This is a genomic window from Klebsiella sp. Q11 (genome assembly GCF_964241505.1).
GTDB lineage: Bacteria > Pseudomonadota > Gammaproteobacteria > Enterobacterales > Enterobacteriaceae > Klebsiella > Klebsiella michiganensis.
This window is the reverse complement of record NZ_CAXSXW010000005.1, coordinates 165,803-186,937: the sequence shown is the minus strand read 5'-3', so window position 1 is coordinate 186,937 and position 21,135 is coordinate 165,803. Positions and strand designations below refer to the sequence as shown.

Below are 21,135 nucleotides of genomic sequence, written 5' to 3'. Positions count from 1 at the left end.
GGCAAAAGCGGTGCTACGTCAAGTAGCTGGAAAAAATAAACCCGCCGTTACCGGCGGGCCGTGATTGGCTGTTTATCTGATATCAACCTGATAAAAAATATGCTTGCCAAAAGGGTCTATTTCGTAGCCTGACACGTTTTTACGCACCGGTTCAAATATTGTCGAGTGGGCAATCATGACTGCCGGCATCTGGTCATGCATCATCTGCTGCGCCTGGCGATAGAGCGCTTCGCGTTTTTGGCGATCGGTTATCGATTTTGCCTCGGCGATAATTTTATCAAACGGCTGATAGCACCATTTTGCAGAGTTTGACCCGCCGTTCGCCGACTGGCAGGTAAAGAGTGGGCCGAAGAAGTTATCCGGGTCGCCGGTCGCGGTCGTCCAGCCCATCAGCGCCGCCTGATGTTCGCCATCCTTCACCCGCTTTAAGTATTCACCCCACTCATAGGTTGTGATTTTCGTTTGCACGCCAATTTTCGCCCAGTCGGCCTGGATCATTTCGGCCATGCGTTTGGCGTTCGGGTTATAGGGTCGCTGCACCGGCATCGCCCACAGATCGATGGTAATTGGCCCCGCAACGCCCGATTCCGCCAGCAGCGCTTTGGCTTTCTGAGGGTCGTAGTCATAATCCTTCAGCTGGCTATCCGCGCTCCATACGCCCGGCGGCAGCAGGTTTTTCGCCGCCGTACCGGTACCGTGGAACACCGCTTCAATGATCGCCGGTTTATTGATCGCCATCGCCAGGGCCTGACGCACCTTAACGTTGTCCAGCGGCGCTTTTTGGGTGTTAAACGCCAGGAAACCGGTGTTAAGGCCCGCTTTGCTCATCAGGTTGATCGCGTTGTTCTCTTTCATTCGCGGCAGGTCGGCCGGATTGGGGAACGGCATCACCTGACACTCGTTTTTCTCCAGCTTGGCGTAGCGCACCGAGGCGTCCGGCGTGATACTAAAAATGAGACGATCGATATGCGCCTTCCCCTGCCAGTATTCCGGGAACGCGGTGAAAAGAATTCGGGAATCTTTTTGATATTGCGCGAGTTTGAAAGGTCCGGTACCAATCGGGTCCATATCCACGCGCTCAGGCGTGCCGGCTTTTAGCATCGCATCGGCATATTCCGCCGATAAAATAGAAGCGAAATACCAGGCAAGATCGGCCACAAAGGGCGCTTCGGCATGGGCCAGCGTGAAACGCACCGTATATTCATCAGGCTTATCAATCGCGGTAATTAACTGGCCAAATTCCAGGCTTTCAAAATTGGAGTAATTGCCGCTGGAGATATTATGATAAGGATGGTGAGGATCTTTTTGCCGCATAAACGAAAAAATAACGTCGTCGGCATTAAAATCGCGGCTGGGTTTAAAATATTTATTACTCTGGAATTTAACGCCTTTGCGTAAATGAAAAGTATAAACTTTCCCATCTTCGCTGACTTCCCAGCTTTCGGCGAGGCTCGGCACCAGTTCTGTGGTGCCGGCTTTGAAATCGACCAGTCGGTTATAGACCGGCACCGCGCTGGCGTCCACGCTGGTCCCGGAGGTGTAGAGCTGCGGGTTAAAGTTTTCCGGCGATCCTTCTGAACAGTAGACCAGCGTTTTTGCGCTAATGGCCGAGCTGGCCGTCAGGGCCGCTAACGCCAGAGCAAGCGTCGTGAATCTGCGTTGCATAGGTTTTCCTTTTTAATTTGTCAGCTAATGAATAGCTTGTTGTTTTCCCTTCCATACATAACACTAAAGCCTGATTGCAAACACCTGAAAACTCGAATAAAGAAGGAATCACTATGTCATCAGCCCTGGCCAGTCAATTAACCCAACGCTTCTTTCGCTACCTGGCGATAACCAGCCAAAGCGACCCGCGAGCCACGACGCTGCCTACCACCGCCGGGCAACAGGCGATGGCGCAGGCCCTTGCGGATGAGCTACGCCAACTGGGGCTGGATGAGATTGTGATTGACGAGCGCGCCACCGTCACGGCGGTGAAAAAAGGCAACGTCGCAGGCGCGCCGCGGATTGGCTTTATTACCCACATCGATACCGTTGACGTCGGTTTGTCGCCGGATATTCATCCACAAATTCTGCGTTTTACTGGTGAAGATCTCTGTTTGAACAGGGATAAAGATATCTGGCTGCGCGTTGCGGAACATCCGGAAATCCTCGCTTATCCCAATGAAGAGATTATTTTCAGTGACGGCACCAGCGTGCTCGGGGCGGATAACAAGTCCGCCGTTACGGTGGTGATGACGGTGCTGGAAAACCTGACGGCGGAACACCGCCACGGCGACATCGTGGTCGCGTTTGTGCCGGATGAAGAAGTGGGCCTGCGCGGCGCGAAGGCGCTGGATCTCGCGCGCTTTGCCGTCGATTTTGCCTGGACCATCGACTGCTGCGAGCTCGGCGAAATCGTCTATGAAAACTTTAACGCCGCCGCGGCGGAGATTCGCTTTACCGGCGTGACCGCTCACCCTATGTCGTCAAAGGGCGTGCTGGTGAACCCGCTGCTGATGGCCAAGGATTACATGAGCCATTTCGATCGCCAGCAAACGCCGGAGCATACCGCCGGACGCGAGGGCTACGTTTGGTTCAACGGTATCCAGGGCGATCAGAACAGCACCCTGCTGCAGGCCAGCATTCGTGATTTCGACCTCGAAAGTTTTCATCGCCGTAAGCAGCAAATTAGCGAGGTAGCGCAGAAAATCGCCGCGCAGTATCCGACCGGTAAGGTGGAATTTCACATCAGCGATACCTATAGCAACATCAGCAATGCCATCGGCGAAGACCGCCGCGCCGTTGATCTGATGTTCGAAGCGATGGAAAGCTTAGGCATTACGCCGAAACCGACGCCGATGCGCGGCGGCACCGACGGCGCGGCCCTGTCGGCAAAAGGCGTATTAACGCCCAACTTCTTTACCGGCGCGCACAACTTCCACTCGAAATTTGAGTTTCTGCCGCTGCGCGCCTTTGAGGCCTCTTATCAGACCGCGTTACAGCTCTGCCTGTTAGCGGCGCGTTAAGCCGGTTTGCGCGCCAGCATCGTGGCGAAACGCAGCTTAATCCGGTTCCCGCTGGCGTCGGTGCGGTGGAGTTCACCGACGTCTTCGTTATATTTGAGTAACGTCCAGCCTTCATAATAATTGCGCAGCTCTCCCGGTTTAAACGCGAACGGGAAGCCGACGCTGCACGGATAATCGTCGGTATCCATAGCCGCAACAATCAGATTGTAGCCGCCGGGTCTGGTGCAGCGCTGCATGTTAGCAATCAGACCCGGGATGGTCTTCGCGTCGAGGAACATCATCACCACGGTCGAAAGAATAAAGTCATACTCGCCGTCAAAGCTGAGGGCGTTAAGGTCCTTAATCGCCGTCCGCAGATTCTCCAGCCCTTCCGCCTGACGAATGCGCTCAAGATTTCCGATGCTGGCCGGATTTTTATCCCACGCGGTGACATCAAACCCGTTGGCCGCCAGATAGAGGCTATTGCGCCCGTTGCCGCAGCCCAGATCCAGCGCCTTGCCCGGCGCGATCAGGGTGGCGGCGTGCAGCACCTCGGAGTGGGTGCGGGTCATCCCGTATTTATCGGTGAAGTAATTTTCGTCACGAAGCGTCATGGTTAATCCTTATTTTTTAATAATGTGTCGCGCTCAACGCGAATCAGCAGTTTACCGCGCATCAGCAGCAGAAAGGTACGAATCAGCAGCAGCCCGACGATCAGATTGGTGAAGAGAAACAGCGGGAGCGCGAGGGTATGGAAAAAGCCGTCCGGATGCTGATGACCGAGATGCAGGCCGGTGGTCGCCAGCGCGGAAATGCCGAACGAGAAGCTCCAGAACGAGGCGTTAAACGGCTGGCGCAGATACCACGGCATCAGGCGCAGCATAAACAGCAGTTGCAGCAGACCATAGCCGAACAGCAGCTTAGCGAAGGTATCCGCCTCGCCGCCGTTCACGCTCAGCCAGGCGCTGCACGCCACCAGCGCCGGCGCCAGCTGAATGCCGAGGGCGGTGCGCATGGCCATCGGCAGTTCGCCGTCGCTGCGCAGGCGCTGCAGAATCACCGGTTCAAGGCTAAGCCAGGAGAATAAGCCGGCGCCCAGAAACACCAGTCCGGCGTCGGTAAAGCCCAGCGCGCCGCAGGCCATGGCGCTGATAAAGTTATTCGCCACCGTCGGCAGATAGAGACCCGGGGTGGTCGCCTCATTGGGATGCTTCCCCCGCCATAGCCCGGCGCTCTGCCAGGCCGCATAGCTTAGCTGCAGTACTACGCCAATCGCGAATAACACCAGCGAGAGCGGCCGCAGCCATGGAACAAAGCCGATGGCCACCAGCATGGTCGTCGCCGGAAACAGGCTGACAAAACTGCTGGCCACCGGATGGCGCATCTCCTGCAGTACGCTGTGCGGGAAACGGACCGCCCGGCTGATAAACGCCAGCGCCAGCAGCGCCCAGATGACCGTCGCCGTGACCACCAGACCGTCGCCGACGATCCGGCTCACCGGCCAGATGGTGCTGGCGTAGCGCCAGGCGAAGCCCATGCCGATAATGCCCAGAACCATACCAAAATAGCCCGCCGGGAGATTCAGCACCCGGCTTGTGCCCAGTTTTTTATTCATTTTGTTTAAATTTTCAATTTATCTTAAGTTGCATTCTAAAGGAACCTTCAAAAACGCGCTACGGCGTTTTTTGCTATGTTTATGTTAACCATACGTAATGAGAAAGGCAGATGCGCAAATATTACCTCAGCGAGAAGGTTCGCCAGTTTCACTATGACGCCGACGGAAACAAACATAGCGTCAATCTGCGGCAAATTGTCGCCTTACGCGATTTCGCTGACGTGAAGCGCGGCGATGAAGGCGGCTGGCTGGACAATGAAGCAGCCCTGAGCCACGAAGGCGAGTGCTGGATTTATGACCCGAATAGCGCGGTGTTTGCCGGTGCGAAAATCGAGGGCAATGCCCGCTTAACCGGCGAGTGCATTATCAGCCATGGCGCCATCGTCAGCGATAACGCGCGACTGGACAGCGTGCAGGCAAGCCACTGCGCGCGAATAAGTGACAACGTCACTGTTTCGCATTCGCAGATTCGGGGTTATTGTCACCTGGCCGACAATGCGCAGATCCTCCCCCACTCGCTTATTATCGCCGCCCAGGGTCTGACCGCCGACAGCGACAAAATCCTGCGCATTTATCAGCGGGCAACGGTCAGCGCTTCGCGCATCGTTCACCAGGCGCAAGTTTACGGCGACGCGTTTGTCGAACACGCGTTTGTTGAGCATCGGGCGGAAATCTTCGATTGCGCGCGGCTGGAGGGTAACGACGAAAACGACGTCTGGGTCTGCGATAACGCGCGAGTTTATGGCCACGCGAGGATTATCGCCGGGCGGGAAGAGGACGCCATCCCCACCCTGCGCTACAGCTCGCAGGTGGCGGAGCACGCGGTGGTCGAAGGCAACTGCCTGCTGAAGCATCGGGTGATGGTCGGCGGGCATGCGCACCTGCGCGGCGGGCCGATTCTGCTGGACGATAGCGTGTTAATTGAAGGGCATGCGGTGATTTGCGGCGATGTGGTGATTGAACATCAGGTGACGATCGGCGACAGGGCGCGAATTGAAGCCAGCGCGGGCGACGCCATTTCTATCAGAGGGGAGAAAGTGATAAACGGCGACGAACTTTTTACCCGCACGCCCATTGTCGGCTTTCTATAACCTTTGCTCCCGACCGCGTGGTTTATCAGCTTCAGGCCCCTGCGCGCTGTTCCCCGGGCTACATCTCAGCGCGGCCCGTAGTCAGCCGCGAGCCGGGAATTGCCCGGTGTCACAATCAATAATGCGCCCGTAGATATTCTGGTCATCGTACGAACCGTTCAGATACTCGGCCTGCTTCAGGCACCCTTCGAGGGTGAAACCGTTACGCAGGGCGACCTGATTGCTTCTCTGGTTTGCTACCCGACATTTAATCACGAAGCGGCGAACCGTCCCGCTGCGGGCAAAAGCGTCCATCAGCGCCTGCAGCGCCTGAGAAAGCAGCCCCTGCCCCTGGTGGCTTTCATCAATCCAGTAGCCGATGTATGCGGTCTTATTGATCGGCTCAATCTGGTTAAACGACAGCACGCCGACGATCTCTTCGCGCAGAAAGAGCAAAAACATTTTGGCGTAACCACGCTGATGCAGCATCACGTTGCCCTGCACGTGGCGGCGAGTTTCGTCTTCGTGACTGACGTCAGCGGGCCAGCTCAGCGATTGCTGGAGCCAGCGCTGGTTCTTGATCACCAGCTGATGCAGCTCAGCGACGTGGCTTTCATCCACAGCGCGCAGAGAAAGCGACTCGGTGACGGGGATAGTTTCTCTCGCAGGCGCGTTTTCGTCAGTCATAATGGACTCTGATTAATAGTCTGATTAAAAAACAAACGCCCGCTAAGTTACCTTAACGGGCGGAATAAAGGGCAATTATTTCATTACCCGATCGTCAACATAGTTACGCTTGTCTGGCGCTGGCGGGAAGTACTGATAGAGCCAGGTTTCGCTGATCGCTTCCCCCTGGCAGCGCAGGAACATGCGCATTTCGACCGGGTCGGTCGAATCCGAGGTCGGGTACCAGTCAAACTGGATGCGATAGCCATCAAACGGTTCCACGTAGAGAATTTCTATCTGCTTCGCTTCGCCGCTCGACAGGGTAATCACCGGCTCAATGCCTCTTGGCGCCGCGGCCTTCAGGTCGCCGCCGACAAAATCGATAGCAAAACGACGGGTCCATTTATCCGGGTAGTGCTCACCCGGCGCCCAGCCTTCCGGGAAACCGCCCATTCCGGTACGCGTGGCCAATACCCGCGCCAGCGGCGAACGGACCGGCGGCTGCGCGCTCCAGTAGAGTCGATAGCGGAAGTCCAGCTCATCCCCGGCTTTCACCGGCTTCTCGGGCTGCCAGAAGCAAACGATATTGTCCAGCGTTTCACCGGTCGTCGGGATCTCCATCAGGTTGACGGCCCCTTTACCCCACTGGTTGCGTGGCTCCACCCACAGGCTCGGGCGCTTGTTGTACCAGCCCATGATGTCCTGATAGTGGGAGAAGTCGCGATCCAGCTGCAGCAGGCCAAAACCGCGCGGATTTTTATCCTGGAAAGCGTTGAACTGCAGCTTCTGCGGGTTGTTCAGCGGGCGGCACACCCACTCGCCGTTGCCCAGCCACATCGACAGGCGGTCGGAGTCGTGGATCTGCGGATGGATAGTGTCGCACATCCGCCGTTCGTTATTGCCGCAGCTGAACATACTGGTCATCGGCGCGATGCCCAGCTGTTTGATGTCTTTACGCGCGTAGATGTGGTTTTCCACATCCATAATCACCTGCGTCTCCTGACAGTTAACCACGAACTTATAGGCGCCGGTGACGCTTGGGCTGTCGAGCAGCGCATAGACGGTAAATACCGTAGCCCCCGGTTTCACGGTCTCAAACCAGAAAGAGGTGAAGTCCGGGAACTCTTCCGGCGTATCGGTAAAGGTATCGATCGCCAGGCCGCGGGCGGACAGTCCGTATTGATAAGTGCTGTCTACCGCGCGGAAGTAGCTCGCGCCGAGGAAGGCGACGATATCGCGGCGCGCCAGCTCCGGCGCCTTAAACACGCGGAACCCGGCAAAGCCGAGATCGCTCTGGCCTTCCAGCTGTTTGGTGTCGACGCCGGCGTCATTATATTTAAACAGCTCGGGACGGAAGTGAATTTCCCGCGCCTGCTGGGTTTGTGAATCCAGGGAGAACATCCGTACGCGGCGGCGGAACCCCATCCCGACGTGGAAGAACTGAATATCCAGCTTGCGCTCTTCGATATTACTCCACAGGGAGTGCGCAGCATCGTACTGAATGCTGTTGTAGGCCTGCGGGGTCAGGTTTGCCAGGGTTGGCGGCAGATCGCGCGGCGCGCCGCCCCAGGGCTGACGCGCAAGATCGTGGGCCATCGACTGAAGTACGGAATAGTCAAAGCGACGGGTCTGGCCGTCGGCAATTCCCGAGTCCTCGGCGAAGGCCGCTTTCGAGAATAGAGAGGCAACTCCTGACGTTCCGCATACGGCGGCAACAGCCATGGAAGATTTGAGAAAACGTCTGCGGTTCATGCCTGAGAGAGCATCCTTCTTCATATGTGAATTGAGACGCGACGTAACAAACCCATGCGTCGTGAATGTCGCTCACTCTAGACAAAAATGATTGATAATCCAATTGTTGACGGCAGAAATGCGTGAAAAAAATATGTCCACCGGACCAGACCGAATTACCGATATCCGGGGGGCGGCGATGATTTCGCCAACCGGCGGCGTTTCATGCTGAATCAGGAAGCGGCCAGACGAACGCTGGCCGCGCAGGCGATTATTTTTGCTGCAGAAGGTTAAAACTGGTCATCAGGTTGCGATAATCCGGAATATGGTTGGAGAACAGCGTTCCCAGCCCTTCGATATCATTACGCCAGTCGCGGTGTAGTTCGCAGGCAACGCCAAACCACGACATCAGCTGTACCCCGGCCTGCGACATACGATCCCAGGCGGCATCGCGGGTAATCGGGTTAAAGGTACCGGAAGCGTCGGTCACCACAAACACCTCAAACCCCTCTTCAATGGCGGAAAGCGCCGGAAAGGCCACGCAAACTTCCGTCACCACCCCGGCAATAATCAGCTGCTTTTTGCCCGTCGCTTTGACTGCCTTAACAAAATCTTCGTTATCCCAGGCGTTAATATTACCCGGGCGCGCGATATAGGGCGCATCGGGGAATTGCGCTTTCAGCTCCGGCACCAGCGGGCCATTGGGGCCGTTCTCAAAGCTGGTGGTTAAGATAGTCGGCAGACCGAAGTACTTCGCCAGGTCGCCAAGGGCAAGGACGTTGTTCTTGAATTTATCGGGATCGATATCGCGTACCAGAGAGAGTAATCCGGTCTGGTGATCGACCAGCAGCACGGCGGCATCACTTTTATCCAGACGAACATACGGTTTGGCCATGGTTTCTTCCTCATTTTAACGTCAGATCTTCCGTCAGAACGCAGGTTCTGCGGATGCAGGGTTAACAGAACCGATCTTAGTGTAATCGCTGACTGAGGATTAGCCGCCTAAAGTGGGACGCATTGTTCCATTTGCAGAACGTACCGCGGCAAACGGAGATCTTCCGGACAGCGTTAATCCAGCGTCACATGGTGCTTCATCACCCGCCGAAACAGCGCCAGACGCGCGCGCATAAAACGGTTTTCCACTTTAAAACCGGCCCGCTTGTGCAAACCGATGCGCAACAGACGGTCCCGTCCGCGCACGCTGGCGGGCCAGCGCACCGGCCCGGAGAGCTCGTGGCAGCCGTTACCCGCAACACGGGCAAAGCTAGCCCAATAGTCGGCAACCCGGGCGGCAAAGGTCCGGTCGCGCTCGTTCGCATACTGTCGTACCGGCTCGGCAAGGTCGAGGTTGTCAAAAACGTACGCCACTTCATTACCGTGCCACGCGCCGTGCGGATAGGTTTGGTGTTCCGCCTCGGCAACGTAGTCAAACCAGTAGCGCCAGCACGGTTGCCCTACCCGCTGCTGCGCCTGCATCACCACGTAACCCAGGGTGGTAAAGGCCATATCGCGGCAGACTTCACGCCCTAATGCCTCATCGCCCTTGACGCCGGGATAGAGCAGCTTAATCAAACCGAGACCAAAACGGCGTTCGCGGCGAAGCTTCTGGATCTGCCCGGCGATATCGACGCCAAACACCGCCATGACGCTGGCCTCATCGCTGTTCGAGCCGATCATCACCGGCAGCGGGTGCTGACGCCCGCTAAAAAAAGTCTCCAGCATCGGCTGCGGCAGTACAGCATCGCCAACAATGGGCGCCGGGCCGATGGTAAGCGGCGCGGTCAGCGACCAGAACGCGTCCGCCGGAATCGCCCGCAGCTGTTCGGCGCTGGCCTGCGGTAAAGAGAAGTGCTCCGCGATGAGCTGCCCTTTGGCCAGCGCCTTTTCCCGCGGCAGATCCGGCAAGGTATAGCCGCTCTGAATAATCGCCTTATGGAACAGCCCTCTGGATTTTGGCGAAACCATGAGCGACAGCACGCTGCGCGCCCCGGCGGACTCGCCGAACAGCGTCACGTTGGCCGCATCGCCGCCGAAGGCGTGAATGTTCTCCTGAACCCACTGCAGGGCGGCGATCTGATCGAGCAGCGCGAAATTATAGATGCGCTCCCCCTCTTCTTCCTCCAGCGCCGGATGGGCAAAAAAGCCCAGATGCCCCAGCCGGTAGTTAACCGTGACTACCACCACGTCACGGGACGCTAAGGCTTTACCGTCATAGGGCGGTAAGCTTCCCGCGCCGATGGTATAGCCGCCGCCGTGTAGCCAGACCATCACCGGCAGCGGCTGCGCGCGCGAAGCGGGTGACCAGACGTTAAGGTACAGGCAATCCTCGGAAAAGCGGCCGGGATCGCCGCCGCCGAGCTCACGACAGTACTCAATATCCTGCCAGCTGGAGGCCGAGAAATTCTCCGCCCTGCGCACGCCCTGCCAGCGGGCGGCAGGCTGCGGCGCGCGCCAGCGGAGATCGCCGACGGGCGGCGCGGCATAGGGTATACCGCGCCAGATATGCATGTTCTCTTCAGCGGTGCCGGATAGGGTGCCCTGCCGGGTTTTCACCAGCGGGGTAGACGGATTCTGCATGACCTGCTTCCTTTAACGACTCATGCCAGCAGAGTACTGATTTTACAGCAGACCGCAACGTCGTTTACTGCGCTCTTCCGCCTGTTGATAAAGGGCAAACTCATCATAGACCGGACAGCCCAGCGCCTCCTCAAAGGCCTGGCGGCTGGCGTTGCCGTGGCTGCGGGTCTGTATCTCGTTGCCCAGGTTAGACTGAAAAATCCCGGCGGCGCTGACCGGCAAAAAGTCTTCATAAATAATCGGTTGTGCGATGACCCAGCCGCGTTCAATCAGCGGCTGCGGATCGTCGCCCGGACGAAACGCCTGACGGTGCGCTTCGCCGGCGGGCGTCAGGCGATAGCGAAAGTACGCCAGCCCCTGCTGACGCAGCAGGAATTCGCTGTCCGGGAACGGGCTAAACACCTCCTGCAGATGACGCTGATGGGTGAGATTATCTTTGCCCACCCCCGCCTCGCCAAGCAGTCGGTCGTACAGGGCGCGGCCCTTCGGCGTTAAGGCGATACCGCGCTGCTCGATTTCGCCAAAGCGAGCCGTATGCGTGCCTCTATGCTCTCCGGCAAACATCACCGGTTCCTCAAGGGCCTTAAAGCTGGTCTGGCGCAGTAAAATGGGCACATCGCGGCGCGGCGGCCCTTCTATCAACGCTTTTGGCGCGATACCGCACTCGGGCATTAACGCCTGTACCCGGTCAATATCCAGGGTGCGCGGCGTCAGATGATTAATGTGGCAGCCGGGGAAACAGACCACATCGGCAATCAGCCGGTGCTCTTCATGCAGCGCGTGATAGGTTTCCTCATCGACGGTGGCGTGTCGATGCCAGCGAAAGGTTTCCAGCGCCTGTTGCACAAACTCGCGCGCCTCTGCGGCGGTAAACTCCCCTTTCTGTTCATGTAACGCGATCAGTTCACGACAGCGCGGCGTGAAGATATCGCGTCGGGAAAGGATATCCGCCGCCCGCTGACGCAAAGCTTCATTGGCGATAAGTTCAAGTCGCAGAAGCGAGGTAAAAACGCGAAACGGATTGCGCGCCAGCGCGGCGTCATCAATGGGGCGAAACGCGGTGGAGTGAACCGGTACGCCGGCCTGCGACAGATCGTAATAGCTGACGGGATACATTCCCATAATGGCAAACATGCGACGCAAGGTCGCCAGTTCCTCCGCCGTACCGACGCGGATCGCGCCGTGGCGTTCAACGTTCAGCCGCGCCAGTTCATCGGCGTTGGCCAGTTGTTCGTGCAGCGTCGGGTTATTCTCCAGTATGGCCAGGTTAACGTCGGCCACCAGCTCCAGTAGCGTCCCGTACTGCGGAACTTCCTGCTGGTACATCGCCGACATCGCCTGCGAAAAGCTTTCCCGAATCTCATCAGCCGTGATGGTGTTCGCCATGATGTCTTACCTCCAGTGAATTCTCCCTGGAGTGTAGGAAAGCTCTCTGCAGACGGCGGGAAGAATTTACAAACTGTGATGCCGGTAGCTGGCCGGTTTATTTTCACCCGCTCACTTCATAACCGCCGGTTATGTTAAACACCCTTTAATTTCACTTTAAATTAACAAAACATTTACACACACTGCGAGTGGCGACATTACAACAACATGCCTCTCTACCGATAATATGGAGTACCCTCATGAACGACAAATGGTCACCGCGCGAGGTCCTGCACCGCGACTACAGCAGCCATCCTCCCGCTTACGCCCCGGGCTATAAAACCAGCGTGCTGCGCTCGCCGCGCAATGCGCTCATTTCCCTACAGAATTCCCTTTCTGAAATCACCGGACCGGTGTTCAGCAGCGACGATCTCGGCGCGCTCGATAACGACCTGATCCTCAACTACGCCAAAGACGGCCTGCCGATTGGCGAAAGGATAATCGTCCACGGCTACGTTCGCGATGGATTTGGCCGACCAATGAAAAATACGCTGGTCGAAGTCTGGCAGGCCAACGCGGGCGGACGCTACCGGCATAAGAAAGATCAATACCTGGCGCCTATCGACCCGAACTTTGGCGGCTGCGGACGGGTGCTGACCGACGAAAACGGCTACTATTGTTTCCGCACCATCAAGCCCGGCCCCTATCCGTGGCGCAACCAGGTAAGCGACTGGCGTCCGGCGCATATTCACTTTTCGCTCTCCGGCGACGCCTGGGCACAGCGTCTGATCACGCAGATGTATTTCGAAGGCGATCCGCTGATTAAACAGTGTCCTATTGTCAAAACCATCAATAACGATGATGCCATCAGGACATTAATCGCCGAGCTGGATACCCATGCCGCCGTACCGCTGGACTCTCTGGCTTACCGTTTTGATCTCGTATTGCGCGGCCATCGCGCAACGCTGTTTGAAAACCGCACGCAGGGGGCCGCCCGATGAAAGATTATTTACCTGAAACCGCGTCACAAACCGCCGGCCCTTATGTGCATATCGGCCTCGCGCCGGACGCCGCCGGTTTCCATATCTTTGAGAAAAATTTTGGCCCGACGCTGACCACGGCAGACACCGAGGGCGAACGCATTACTATCGAAGGCAGAGTCATCGATGGCTCCGGCACGCCGGTGCGCGATGTGCTGCTGGAAATCTGGCAGGCCAACGCCGCCGGGCGCTATAACCATCCCGACGACCGACAGCAGGGCAAGAAGCTGGATGCGGCGTTTCGCGGCTGGGGACGCAGCTGCTCGGACTTCACCAGCGGCGTCTGGCGCTTCGAAACCATTAAACCCGGGGCCGTGGTAGGTCGCGATGGGCGCACCATGGCGCCGCACGTTAATCTGTGGGTGGTCGCCCGCGGGATTAATATTGGCCTCAACACCCGGATGTACTTTTCCGACGAGCAGGATGCCAACCAGGTCGACCCGGTGCTGAATCTGATTGAGTGGGAAGTGCGTCGCCAGACCCTCATCGCGCAGCGCGAGGTCCGCGGCGCGGAGATCGTATATCGCTTCGATATTCACCTGCAGGGCGAAAACGAAACCGTCTTCTTCGATATCTGAGTTTTTTCTTCCTTTTTCCGCCCCTGCCGGTCAGGGGCGACGCTATATGGCAAACTCAATAAAATCAACTTGTAAAATAATAATATAAAATGTTAATAATATTTTGCTATGAAGTTAACAATTTTAATCGCCCTTACTTGTCACTGGGACGCCTCTGTTTTTAACATTGATTATGCAAAAAAATGGTCTTTTCAGTCAGCGCATTCGCTTGCGCCATCTACATACTTTCGTGGCCGTCGCTCAACAGGGAACTCTTGGGCGTGCGGCTGAAACCTTAAATCTGAGTCAACCGGCTTTATCTAAAACGCTAAACGAACTGGAGCAGCTGACCGGTACCCGGCTGTTTGAGCGTGGACGCCTCGGCGCGCAGCTCACGCTGGTCGGCGAACAGTTTCTCACCCACGCGGTTAAAGTGCTCGACGCGCTCAATACCGCGGGACAGGCGCTAAACCGTAAAGAAGGCCTCAACAGCGATATCGTGCGCATCGGGGCGCTCCCCACCGCCGCGCTGGGGATCCTGCCCTCGGTGATCGGCCAGTTCCATCAGCAGCAAAAAGATATCACCCTGCAGGTGGCGACCATGAATAACACCATGCTGCTGGCCGGACTCAAATCGGGAGAAATCGATATCGGTATCGGACGGATGTCCGATCCGGAGTTGATGAGCGGGTTGAACTATGAACTGCTGTTTCTCGAATCCCTGAAGCTGGTGGTTCGTCCGGGGCATCCGCTGCTGCAGGAAACGGTTACGCTGAGTCGGGTCATGGAGTGGCCGGTGGTGGTTTCGCCCAAAGGTACGCTGCCGCGACAGAACGCCGAAACCCTGCTGCAAAGCCAGGGCTGCAAAATTCCGTCTGGCTGCATCGAGACGCTGTCGGCTTCCCTGTCGCGCCAGCTCACCGTCGATTACGACTACGTCTGGTTTGTCCCCTCCGGCGCGGTCAAAGACGACCTGCGCCGTGGGCTGCTGGCCGCGCTGCCGGTGCCCACCCAGGGCGCGGGCGAACCGATAGGTATTCTCACCCGAGTGGACGCCACGCTCACCGCGGGAACACAAACCCTGCTGAGCGCCATTCGTAAATCGATGCCCGTCTGATCGCCCTCTCCCCGACAGTTACCCGCGTCGGGGAGATCTGACCGCCTGATTTCCTTTTCGCACCCACCATATTCACCACAATAATCAATTAGTGCGAAATCATTCATTAACAATTGCGTAAATTTCTTTAACAGATCTATCATAGCCACGATTTCACCAAATGGTTCACTCGAAATCAATAACAGTAAAAAACCTGCTTTTATGAAGGTCAACATCGCTTCATTCAAAAGCCTTTACTTGAGAAATTGATTCATCTGGTTCACGCCTGTTCAGGGGTGGTTAAGGAGAAAAAATGGCAACTGGCAACGCGCCGCGAGGATTCCCCCGGGTCCTGCAGTGGCTTCTCGCCGGGCTGATGCTGATCATCGGCCTGGCTATCGGTATTCTTGGTGCAAAGCTCGCCTCCGTTGGCGGGACCTTCTATTTTGCGATTATGGGCCTGGTGATGGTTATCGCCGCGGTGCTCATTTTCCGCAGCCGTCGCGGCGGTATCATACTGTACGCGATAGCGTTTATCGCCTCGATCGTCTGGGCCATTAGCGATGCCGGCTGGACCTACTGGCCGCTGTTCTCGCGCCTGTTCGCGCTCGGCGTACTGGCCTTCCTTGCCGCGCTGGTCTGGCCGTTTCTGTCCCGGGAGCCGGCGAAAAAAGGGCCGGCGTTTGGCCTGGCAGCGGTGCTGGCGGTGGTACTGTTGGTCAGTTTCGGCTGGATGTTTAAATCCCAGCCGCTGGTCAGCGCCAGCGAGGCGGTGCCGGTTAAACCGGTCGCCGCGGGCGAGCAGCAGAAAAACTGGGCGCACTGGGGCAACACCACCCACGGCGACCGTTTCGCCGCCCTCGACCAGATTAACAAACAGAACGTTGACCAGCTGCAGGTTGCCTGGGTCGCCCACACCGGGGATATCCCGCAGAGCAACGGCTCCGGCGCGGAAGACCAGAATACGCCGCTGCAAATTGGCGATACGCTTTACGTCTGTACGCCCTACAGCAAGGTGCTGGCGCTGGATGTCGATAGCGGTAAAGAGAAATGGCGCTATGATTCAAAAGCCACCGCGCCGAACTGGCAGCGCTGCCGCGGCTTAGGCTATTACGAAGAGAGCCAGGCCCAGGCTTCCCCTGCCGCCGACGCGCAGCCGGCCGCCTGCTCCCGCCGCCTGTTCCTGCCAACCACCGACGCCCGTCTGATCGCTATTGATGCAGATAACGGTAAACTGTGCGACGCCTTCGGCGACCACGGTATTGTGGACCTGAGCGTTGGCATGGGGGAAATCAAAGCGGGTTACTACCAGCAGACCTCCACGCCGCTGGTGGCGGGTAACGTGGTCGTGGTTGGCGGTCGCGTGGCGGATAACTTCTCCACCGGCGAGCCCCCGGGCGTCGTTCGCGCCTATGATGTTCATACCGGCAAACTGGCGTGGGCATGGGATCCGGGCAACCCGAACCTGACCGGCGAACCGCCGGCCGGACAGACCTACACCCGCGGTACGCCGAACGTCTGGTCGGCCATGTCCTATGACGCGAAGCTGAATCTGATTTATCTGCCGACCGGTAACGCAACGCCGGACTTCTTTGGCGGCGAACGTACCGCGCTGGACGATAAATACAGTTCCTCCATCGTGGCCGTTGACGCCACGACCGGCCAGGTACGCTGGCATTATCAGACCACCCATCACGATCTCTGGGATTTCGACCTGCCTTCCCAGCCGCTGCTGTACGATCTGCCTGACGGTAAAGGCGGCACCACGCCGGTGCTGGTGCAAACCAGCAAGCAGGGCATGATCTTTATGCTGAACCGCGCCACCGGTGAACCGGTCGCCAAGGTTGAGGAACGTCCAGTCCCGGCGGGCAACGTCAAGGGCGAGCGCTACTCGCCGACCCAGCCCTACTCCGTCGGCATGCCAATGATCGGCAACGAGACGCTGACCGAGTCGGATATGTGGGGCGCGACGCCTGTCGACCTGCTGCTGTGCCGCATCCAGTTTAAAGAGATGCGTCACCAGGGCGTCTTCACCCCGCCGGGCGAGGATCGTTCGCTGCAGTATCCCGGCTCGCTGGGCGGGATGAACTGGGGCAGCGTGTCGGTTGACCCGAACAACAGCCTGATGTTCGTCAATGATATGCGCCTTGGCCTCGCCAACTATATGGTGCCGCGCGCCAAAGTGGCGAAGGACGCCAGCGGTATCGAAATGGGGATTGTGCCGATGGAGGGCACGCCGTTCGGCGCCATGCGCGAACGTTTCCTGTCGCCGCTGGGCATTCCGTGCCAGAAACCACCGTTCGGCACTATGTCAGCGGTTGATTTGAAAACCGGCAAACTGGTGTGGCAGGTTCCGGTGGGCACCGTTGAGGACACCGGCCCGCTGGGGATCCGCATGCATATGCCAATCCCTATCGGTATGCCGACGCTGGGCGCCTCGTTATCAACCCAGTCCGGCCTGCTGTTCTTCGCGGGCACCCAGGACTTCTACCTGCGCGCGTTTGATACCGCCAACGGGAAAGAGATCTGGAAATCGCGTCTGCCGGTCGGCAGTCAGTCCGGCCCGATGACCTACGTATCGCCGAAAACCGGCAAGCAGTACATCATCATCAACGCGGGCGGCGCTCGCCAGTCGCCGGACCGCGGCGATTATATTATCGCCTACGCGCTTCCGCAGCAGAAGTAACCGCCAGGGCCCCAAACGGGGCCCTTTTTGCGGCCCGGGAACCGCCCGGTGGCGGCTGGCGCGAAAGCAAAATCATCTTCAGCCCCCCTAAGCAATCCATTTTCATTCAGCTATGTTACTATTGCGAATGGTTATCAATAATAACAACTGAACAAGGATAATGGATGAAAAGTTCACCCTGCCGCCTGCTCGCAGGCACCTTTATGTTAGCCGCCGCCTCGGCTCAGGCGTTAAAAGCCCCGGAAGTGGACCTGCGCGATCCGACGATTTGGGAAGAGAAAGCGGCGTCTCCGCTCACCGCCAACCCACAGCCCTGCGAGGTGTTCAGCGGGCCGCACTGCGCGGTGTGGGAAGATGAGAAATCGGATATTCAACGTGAACGGGAGCGGCGGGAACAGCGGCGATGGCAGAATGGTTATGAAAACCTGCGGCGGGAGTAATCCCTCTTAAATGATAACCCGGGCATGCCCGGGTTATTTTTCACCAGGAAAATCAATTCTCGCCGAAATGAATGACGGTACGAATGGATTTACCTTCATGCATCAGATCAAACGCTTCGTTGATTTGATCCAGCGGCATACGGTGGGTAATAAACGGATCGAGGCGAATTTTCCCCGCCATCGCCTCTTCAACCATTCCCGGCAACTGGGTACGCCCTTTCACGCCGCCGAACGCGGAGCCGCGCCAGACGCGCCCGGTGACCAGCTGGAATGGGCGGGTTTTAATCTCCTGGCCCGCGCCGGCAACGCCGATGATGACGCTTTCGCCCCAGCCTTTGTGGCAGCACTCCAGCGCCGCGCGCATCACGTTGACGTTACCGATACACTCGAAGCTAAAGTCGACGCCGCCGTCGGTGAGTTCAACAATCACATCCTGAACCGGCTTATCGTAATCATTCGGGTTGATAAAGTCGGTCGCGCCCATCTCTTTCGCGAGAGTGAATTTTTCCGGGTTGGTATCCACCGCCAGAATGCGCCCGGCTTTCGCCTGTACCGCGCCCTGGATCACCGCCAGGCCGATCCCGCCGAGGCCGAAGACGGCGACGGTATCGCCCTCTTTTACTTTCGCCGTATTGTGCACCGCGCCGATACCGGTAGTGACGCCGCAGCCCAGCAGGCAGACTTTATCCAGCGGCGCCTGCGGGTTAACTTTTGCCAGCGAAATTTCGGCCACTACGGTGTATTCGCTGAAGGTGCTGGTCCCCATATAGTGATAAATCGGTTCACCGTTGTAGGAGAAACGGGTGGTGCCGTCCGGCATCAGGCCTTTACCCTGAGTGGCGCGCACCGCCTGGCAGAGGTTAGTTTTGCCGGATTTACAGAACTTACACTCGCGGCATTCGGCGGTATATAGAGGAATAACGTGGTCGCCCGGCTGCAGGCTGGTCACGCCTTCCCCCACTTCGACGACAATCCCGCCGCCTTCATGGCCCAGTACCGCCGGGAAAACGCCTTCCGGATCGTCGCCTGAGAGGGTAAAGGCATCGGTGTGGCATACGCCGGTATGGGTGATTTTGACCAGCACTTCGCCTTTTTTCGGCGGCGCGACGTCAATCTCAACGATTGAAAGCGGCTGGCCTGGGCCAAACGCGACGGCTGCACGTGATTTCATATCTCTCTTCCTCGTGGTGATTTTATTTTAAATAGGACCGTAGCAGATGCCCGACTTCCGCCATTCTGGCGGCGCGCTGGTCTGGCGTCGTTTCGCCGCTGACCAGTTCATCCTGCAGATGAATTTCAACCATCTCTCCCATCAGGCCGTTGGCGGCGCCGCGAATTGAGGCGATTTGTTGCAGAATGGTCATACAGGGTTCGCCGGATTCCAGCGCCCGCTCGAGCGCTTCAACCTGGCCACGGATGCGCCTTACCCGACTGAGGGCACGCTTTTTATCTTCAGGTGAATGTGGCATGGTGACGCCCTCCATATCATATAGGGGGGTATACTATATTTATTGTTGCCATGAGGCAAATGGCTTCGCTGCTTTAACCGTAGCATAGCGGCGAGAATTTGCGCTTAGCGGAAGTTGAGGCCCCCCGAAGAATGAGACAAAAAAACCCGCCGAAGCGGGTTTATCGAGGTTTAGCGCCTGCGCGGCATCATCCTCAGCAGCGTGTTATCTTTCCAGAAGTAGTGGTGCAACAGCGCCGCCAGCGCGTGCAGGCCAATGATAAAGTAGCCGGTATTGGCCAGCAGCTCGTGCCACGCTTTCAGGGTATCCACCAGCTCAAAATTGCTTTCCGCCGCGTGCGGCATGGTCAGGCCAAACGCGAACCACGGGTTACCGCGGTAGTACATCATGACCATGCCGATGGCCGGCAGCGCGATAAACAGCAGATAGATAACCAGATGCCCCAGATGCGCGAAGCCGGTCATCATCGGCGACGGCTTAGGCACAATTGGCGGCGCCGGGGATTTGAGACGCACCAACAGGCGCACCACCATCAGAACAAAAATAGAAATCCCGCAGGAGACGTGAATCATATTGATGACGGGCCGCGCGCTGCGGGGAAAAAAGCCCCGCAGCTCCATCGCCGCGTAAGCGCCTATCACTAAAAGAAACACCAGCCAGTGGATACCAATTTGCAGGCCAGAATATTTATCGCGCATGAGAAACCCTTAATAAAACGGTGATATCGCCAACATAAACACCTTTTATTAAAAATTCATTAACTTTTACGTACTTATAAAAAAACAATTGTCGGTTTCACGCATTTAATGCAAAAGCGGCGAGTTATCCCCGGCGCAGGAATACGGGGAACGTATACCTCGGCCTTGACGCTGTATATAATCACAGTACAATACTTCCTGCTATTATCATCAACGGGATAAAAAATGTTCGTAGAGCTGATTTATGACAAGAGAAATTTCGAAGGATTGGCCGGCGCTAAAGAGATCATTCTTAATGAACTGACGAAGCGAGTGCATCGCATTTTTCCCGATGCCGACGTCCGCGTTAAGCCGATGATGACCCTGGCTTCCATCAATACTGACGCCAGCAAGCACGAGAAGGAGCAGATCAGCCGCGCCGTGCAGGAGATGTTCGAAGAAGCCGATATGTGGATGCAGGAAGATTAACGGGCGAGTGTTGAGGAAACGATGAACACTTTCAGCATAATAGCCATCCCCCTCTTTGCCGCAGCGGTGGTAATGTTGACGTTGGGGGCGACCCGGAAAAACCGTGCGTGCGCTATCGTCGGCGGCGTTTTGATGGCCGCGACCGTGGTTAACGCGGTGACCGGCATGGCGCTACAGGGCGGGTAACAGAATGAGCTTTGTCTGGTACATGGCGCTGATATGCATTGTGATAGCGTATCTTATGATGACCTTCCTCCCCGTTTAATCCCGGGTTTTCGCCTACCCGGGCTTCTTCAACCGGCGGGATCATACCCCCTTGCGCACCAGCGTTGCCGCCTGCATAAAAATCTCGTCCTCGATGCCATCCCCCTTCTGTCTACCCAGTCTCACCAGTTCTTCAACAATGCTTTCCCGGTTAATTGGCTTCTGGCCAGAGACCAGGCCAATAACCGCCGCGCCAATGGCAAGACCAATCAGCCCCGTTTGCTCTTCTTTGTTCTTCATCGTTCCGCTCCGTTATGCCCGAAAAAAGTTTAGCAGCCGCATCAGCGACTGCAACCCGGGCCTCCACGGGGGTTGATACCCGCGGAATCGTCTTCAAAAGCAGTACGGATTCCGGGTCAGGCAAAGCCTGTCCCCGGCTCGTTTGCCCGTTGAGGAACGCTAAAAA

The 21,135-nt window shown here is 57.2% G+C and carries 21 protein-coding genes; 9 read left to right on the top strand and 12 right to left on the bottom strand.

What is annotated here, in order from left to right; genetic code table 11:
* Positions 1-72 precede the first annotated feature (72 nt).
* Positions 73-1,665: an ABC transporter substrate-binding protein gene (locus ACESQ2_RS09905; protein ID WP_014229218.1), complete on the bottom strand. Its 1,593-nt coding sequence runs from the start codon at positions 1,663-1,665 to the stop codon at positions 73-75.
* Positions 1,666-1,778: 113 nt separating this feature from the next.
* Between ACESQ2_RS09905 and pepT the strand changes: the two genes are divergently transcribed.
* Positions 1,779-3,008, top strand: coding sequence for a peptidase T (pepT, locus tag ACESQ2_RS09900; protein ID WP_046877286.1), 1,230 nt, complete (start codon positions 1,779-1,781; stop codon positions 3,006-3,008).
* Here the strand turns inward: pepT and tehB are convergent.
* Complete coding sequence (tehB, locus tag ACESQ2_RS09895) at positions 3,005-3,601, bottom strand: tellurite resistance methyltransferase TehB (protein ID WP_046877285.1); 597 nt, start codon at positions 3,599-3,601, stop codon at positions 3,005-3,007. The two genes, pepT and tehB, sit on opposite strands and share 4 nt — an antisense overlap.
* Positions 3,602-3,603: 2 nt before the next feature.
* Positions 3,604-4,602, bottom strand: a complete 999-nt coding sequence (gene tehA / locus ACESQ2_RS09890) for a dicarboxylate transporter/tellurite-resistance protein TehA (RefSeq protein WP_046877284.1) — start codon at positions 4,600-4,602, stop codon at positions 3,604-3,606.
* Positions 4,603-4,712: 110 nt separating this feature from the next.
* On the opposite strand from tehA, the gene ydcK reads away from it, so the two are divergent.
* Positions 4,713-5,693 (top strand): YdcK family protein, encoded by a 981-nt coding sequence (gene ydcK, locus ACESQ2_RS09885; RefSeq protein ID WP_025107903.1) that lies wholly within the window; start codon positions 4,713-4,715, stop codon positions 5,691-5,693.
* Between the two features lie 81 nt (positions 5,694-5,774).
* On the opposite strand, the gene rimL is transcribed toward ydcK, so the two are convergent.
* The 5 genes from rimL to ACESQ2_RS09860 all read right to left on the bottom strand — a co-directional run bounded on the left by rimL (position 5,775) and on the right by ACESQ2_RS09860 (position 12,032).
* Positions 5,775-6,359, bottom strand: a complete 585-nt coding sequence (gene rimL, locus ACESQ2_RS09880) for a 50S ribosomal protein L7/L12-serine acetyltransferase (protein ID WP_004850562.1) — start codon at positions 6,357-6,359, stop codon at positions 5,775-5,777.
* Positions 6,360-6,434: 75 nt separating this feature from the next.
* Positions 6,435-8,090: a glucan biosynthesis protein D gene (locus ACESQ2_RS09875; protein WP_004850560.1), complete on the bottom strand. Its 1,656-nt coding sequence runs from the start codon at positions 8,088-8,090 to the stop codon at positions 6,435-6,437.
* A 250-nt stretch (positions 8,091-8,340) separates the two neighbouring features.
* A complete protein-coding gene (ycaC, locus tag ACESQ2_RS09870; RefSeq protein WP_004850558.1) occupies positions 8,341-8,964 on the bottom strand; it encodes an isochorismate family cysteine hydrolase YcaC in 624 nt (207 codons plus the stop codon).
* Positions 8,965-9,137: 173 nt separating this feature from the next.
* Complete coding sequence (locus ACESQ2_RS09865; RefSeq protein ID WP_046877283.1) at positions 9,138-10,646, bottom strand: carboxylesterase/lipase family protein; 1,509 nt, start codon at positions 10,644-10,646, stop codon at positions 9,138-9,140.
* Between the two features lie 42 nt (positions 10,647-10,688).
* Positions 10,689-12,032 carry a VOC family protein gene (locus ACESQ2_RS09860; protein WP_004850554.1) on the bottom strand — a complete coding sequence of 448 codons (1,344 nt, stop codon included), beginning with the start codon at positions 12,030-12,032 and terminating at the stop codon, positions 10,689-10,691.
* A 239-nt stretch (positions 12,033-12,271) separates the two neighbouring features.
* Between ACESQ2_RS09860 and pcaH the strand changes: the two genes are divergently transcribed.
* The 5 genes from pcaH (at position 12,272) to ACESQ2_RS09835 (ending at position 17,830) form a co-directional block, all read left to right on the top strand.
* Complete coding sequence (gene pcaH, locus ACESQ2_RS09855; RefSeq protein WP_004850552.1) at positions 12,272-13,012, top strand: protocatechuate 3,4-dioxygenase subunit beta; 741 nt, start codon at positions 12,272-12,274, stop codon at positions 13,010-13,012.
* Positions 13,009-13,629 (top strand): protocatechuate 3,4-dioxygenase subunit alpha, encoded by a 621-nt coding sequence (pcaG, locus tag ACESQ2_RS09850; RefSeq protein WP_004850549.1) that lies wholly within the window; start codon positions 13,009-13,011, stop codon positions 13,627-13,629. The genes pcaH and pcaG overlap by 4 nt, the downstream gene beginning before the upstream one ends.
* A 172-nt stretch (positions 13,630-13,801) precedes the next feature.
* Positions 13,802-14,725 carry a LysR substrate-binding domain-containing protein gene (locus tag ACESQ2_RS09845; protein WP_004850547.1) on the top strand — a complete coding sequence of 308 codons (924 nt, stop codon included), beginning with the start codon at positions 13,802-13,804 and terminating at the stop codon, positions 14,723-14,725.
* A 292-nt stretch (positions 14,726-15,017) separates the two neighbouring features.
* A complete protein-coding gene (locus ACESQ2_RS09840; RefSeq protein ID WP_014229211.1) occupies positions 15,018-17,390 on the top strand; it encodes a membrane-bound PQQ-dependent dehydrogenase, glucose/quinate/shikimate family in 2,373 nt (790 codons plus the stop codon).
* A 164-nt stretch (positions 17,391-17,554) separates the two neighbouring features.
* A complete protein-coding gene (locus ACESQ2_RS09835) occupies positions 17,555-17,830 on the top strand; it encodes a hypothetical protein (RefSeq protein ID WP_014229210.1) in 276 nt (91 codons plus the stop codon).
* Between the two features lie 52 nt (positions 17,831-17,882).
* Here the strand turns inward: ACESQ2_RS09835 and ACESQ2_RS09830 are convergent, their stop codons facing one another.
* The 3 genes from ACESQ2_RS09830 to cybB form a co-directional block, all read right to left on the bottom strand.
* Complete coding sequence (locus tag ACESQ2_RS09830; RefSeq protein WP_014229209.1) at positions 17,883-19,001, bottom strand: S-(hydroxymethyl)glutathione dehydrogenase/class III alcohol dehydrogenase; 1,119 nt, start codon at positions 18,999-19,001, stop codon at positions 17,883-17,885.
* A gap of 22 nt (positions 19,002-19,023) precedes the next feature.
* Entirely contained in the window at positions 19,024-19,299 is a 276-nt protein-coding gene (locus tag ACESQ2_RS09825; RefSeq protein WP_004101746.1) for a metal/formaldehyde-sensitive transcriptional repressor, read from the bottom strand.
* A gap of 170 nt (positions 19,300-19,469) precedes the next feature.
* Positions 19,470-19,997 (bottom strand): cytochrome b561, encoded by a 528-nt coding sequence (gene cybB, locus ACESQ2_RS09820; RefSeq protein ID WP_025107908.1) that lies wholly within the window; start codon positions 19,995-19,997, stop codon positions 19,470-19,472.
* 225 nt (positions 19,998-20,222) lie between these two features.
* Here cybB and ACESQ2_RS09815 point away from each other — a divergent pair, with 225 nt between their 5' ends.
* Both ACESQ2_RS09815 and ACESQ2_RS09810 read left to right on the top strand, forming a co-directional pair.
* Positions 20,223-20,465 (top strand): DinI family protein, encoded by a 243-nt coding sequence (locus tag ACESQ2_RS09815; RefSeq protein WP_004101739.1) that lies wholly within the window; start codon positions 20,223-20,225, stop codon positions 20,463-20,465.
* Between the two features lie 21 nt (positions 20,466-20,486).
* Positions 20,487-20,651 carry a hypothetical protein gene (locus tag ACESQ2_RS09810; protein WP_004850538.1) on the top strand — a complete coding sequence of 55 codons (165 nt, stop codon included), beginning with the start codon at positions 20,487-20,489 and terminating at the stop codon, positions 20,649-20,651.
* 120 nt (positions 20,652-20,771) lie between these two features.
* Here ACESQ2_RS09810 and ACESQ2_RS09805 read toward each other — a convergent pair whose 3' ends face one another.
* Positions 20,772-20,969, bottom strand: a complete 198-nt coding sequence (locus ACESQ2_RS09805) for a hypothetical protein (RefSeq protein WP_014838364.1) — start codon at positions 20,967-20,969, stop codon at positions 20,772-20,774.
* Between the last annotated feature and the right edge of the window lie 166 nt (positions 20,970-21,135).

What these genes read in the sequence shown, in the direction of transcription:
- ACESQ2_RS09905 (WP_014229218.1), bottom strand. Translation starts at nt 1,665, where the DNA reads ATGCAACGCAGATTCACGACGCTTGCTCTGGCGTTAGCGGCCCTGACG.
- pepT (WP_046877286.1), top strand. Translation starts at nt 1,779, where the DNA reads ATGTCATCAGCCCTGGCCAGTCAATTAACCCAACGCTTCTTTCGCTAC.
- tehB (WP_046877285.1), bottom strand. Translation starts at nt 3,601, where the DNA reads ATGACGCTTCGTGACGAAAATTACTTCACCGATAAATACGGGATGACC.
- tehA (WP_046877284.1), bottom strand. Translation starts at nt 4,602, where the DNA reads ATGAATAAAAAACTGGGCACAAGCCGGGTGCTGAATCTCCCGGCGGGC.
- ydcK (WP_025107903.1), top strand. Translation starts at nt 4,713, where the DNA reads ATGCGCAAATATTACCTCAGCGAGAAGGTTCGCCAGTTTCACTATGAC.
- rimL (WP_004850562.1), bottom strand. Translation starts at nt 6,359, where the DNA reads ATGACTGACGAAAACGCGCCTGCGAGAGAAACTATCCCCGTCACCGAG.
- ACESQ2_RS09875 (WP_004850560.1), bottom strand. Translation starts at nt 8,090, where the DNA reads ATGAACCGCAGACGTTTTCTCAAATCTTCCATGGCTGTTGCCGCCGTA.
- ycaC (WP_004850558.1), bottom strand. Translation starts at nt 8,964, where the DNA reads ATGGCCAAACCGTATGTTCGTCTGGATAAAAGTGATGCCGCCGTGCTG.
- ACESQ2_RS09865 (WP_046877283.1), bottom strand. Translation starts at nt 10,646, where the DNA reads ATGCAGAATCCGTCTACCCCGCTGGTGAAAACCCGGCAGGGCACCCTA.
- ACESQ2_RS09860 (WP_004850554.1), bottom strand. Translation starts at nt 12,032, where the DNA reads ATGGCGAACACCATCACGGCTGATGAGATTCGGGAAAGCTTTTCGCAG.
- pcaH (WP_004850552.1), top strand. Translation starts at nt 12,272, where the DNA reads ATGAACGACAAATGGTCACCGCGCGAGGTCCTGCACCGCGACTACAGC.
- pcaG (WP_004850549.1), top strand. Translation starts at nt 13,009, where the DNA reads ATGAAAGATTATTTACCTGAAACCGCGTCACAAACCGCCGGCCCTTAT.
- ACESQ2_RS09845 (WP_004850547.1), top strand. Translation starts at nt 13,802, where the DNA reads ATGCAAAAAAATGGTCTTTTCAGTCAGCGCATTCGCTTGCGCCATCTA.
- ACESQ2_RS09840 (WP_014229211.1), top strand. Translation starts at nt 15,018, where the DNA reads ATGGCAACTGGCAACGCGCCGCGAGGATTCCCCCGGGTCCTGCAGTGG.
- ACESQ2_RS09835 (WP_014229210.1), top strand. Translation starts at nt 17,555, where the DNA reads ATGAAAAGTTCACCCTGCCGCCTGCTCGCAGGCACCTTTATGTTAGCC.
- ACESQ2_RS09830 (WP_014229209.1), bottom strand. Translation starts at nt 19,001, where the DNA reads ATGAAATCACGTGCAGCCGTCGCGTTTGGCCCAGGCCAGCCGCTTTCA.
- ACESQ2_RS09825 (WP_004101746.1), bottom strand. Translation starts at nt 19,299, where the DNA reads ATGCCACATTCACCTGAAGATAAAAAGCGTGCCCTCAGTCGGGTAAGG.
- cybB (WP_025107908.1), bottom strand. Translation starts at nt 19,997, where the DNA reads ATGCGCGATAAATATTCTGGCCTGCAAATTGGTATCCACTGGCTGGTG.
- ACESQ2_RS09815 (WP_004101739.1), top strand. Translation starts at nt 20,223, where the DNA reads ATGTTCGTAGAGCTGATTTATGACAAGAGAAATTTCGAAGGATTGGCC.
- ACESQ2_RS09810 (WP_004850538.1), top strand. Translation starts at nt 20,487, where the DNA reads ATGAACACTTTCAGCATAATAGCCATCCCCCTCTTTGCCGCAGCGGTG.
- ACESQ2_RS09805 (WP_014838364.1), bottom strand. Translation starts at nt 20,969, where the DNA reads ATGAAGAACAAAGAAGAGCAAACGGGGCTGATTGGTCTTGCCATTGGC.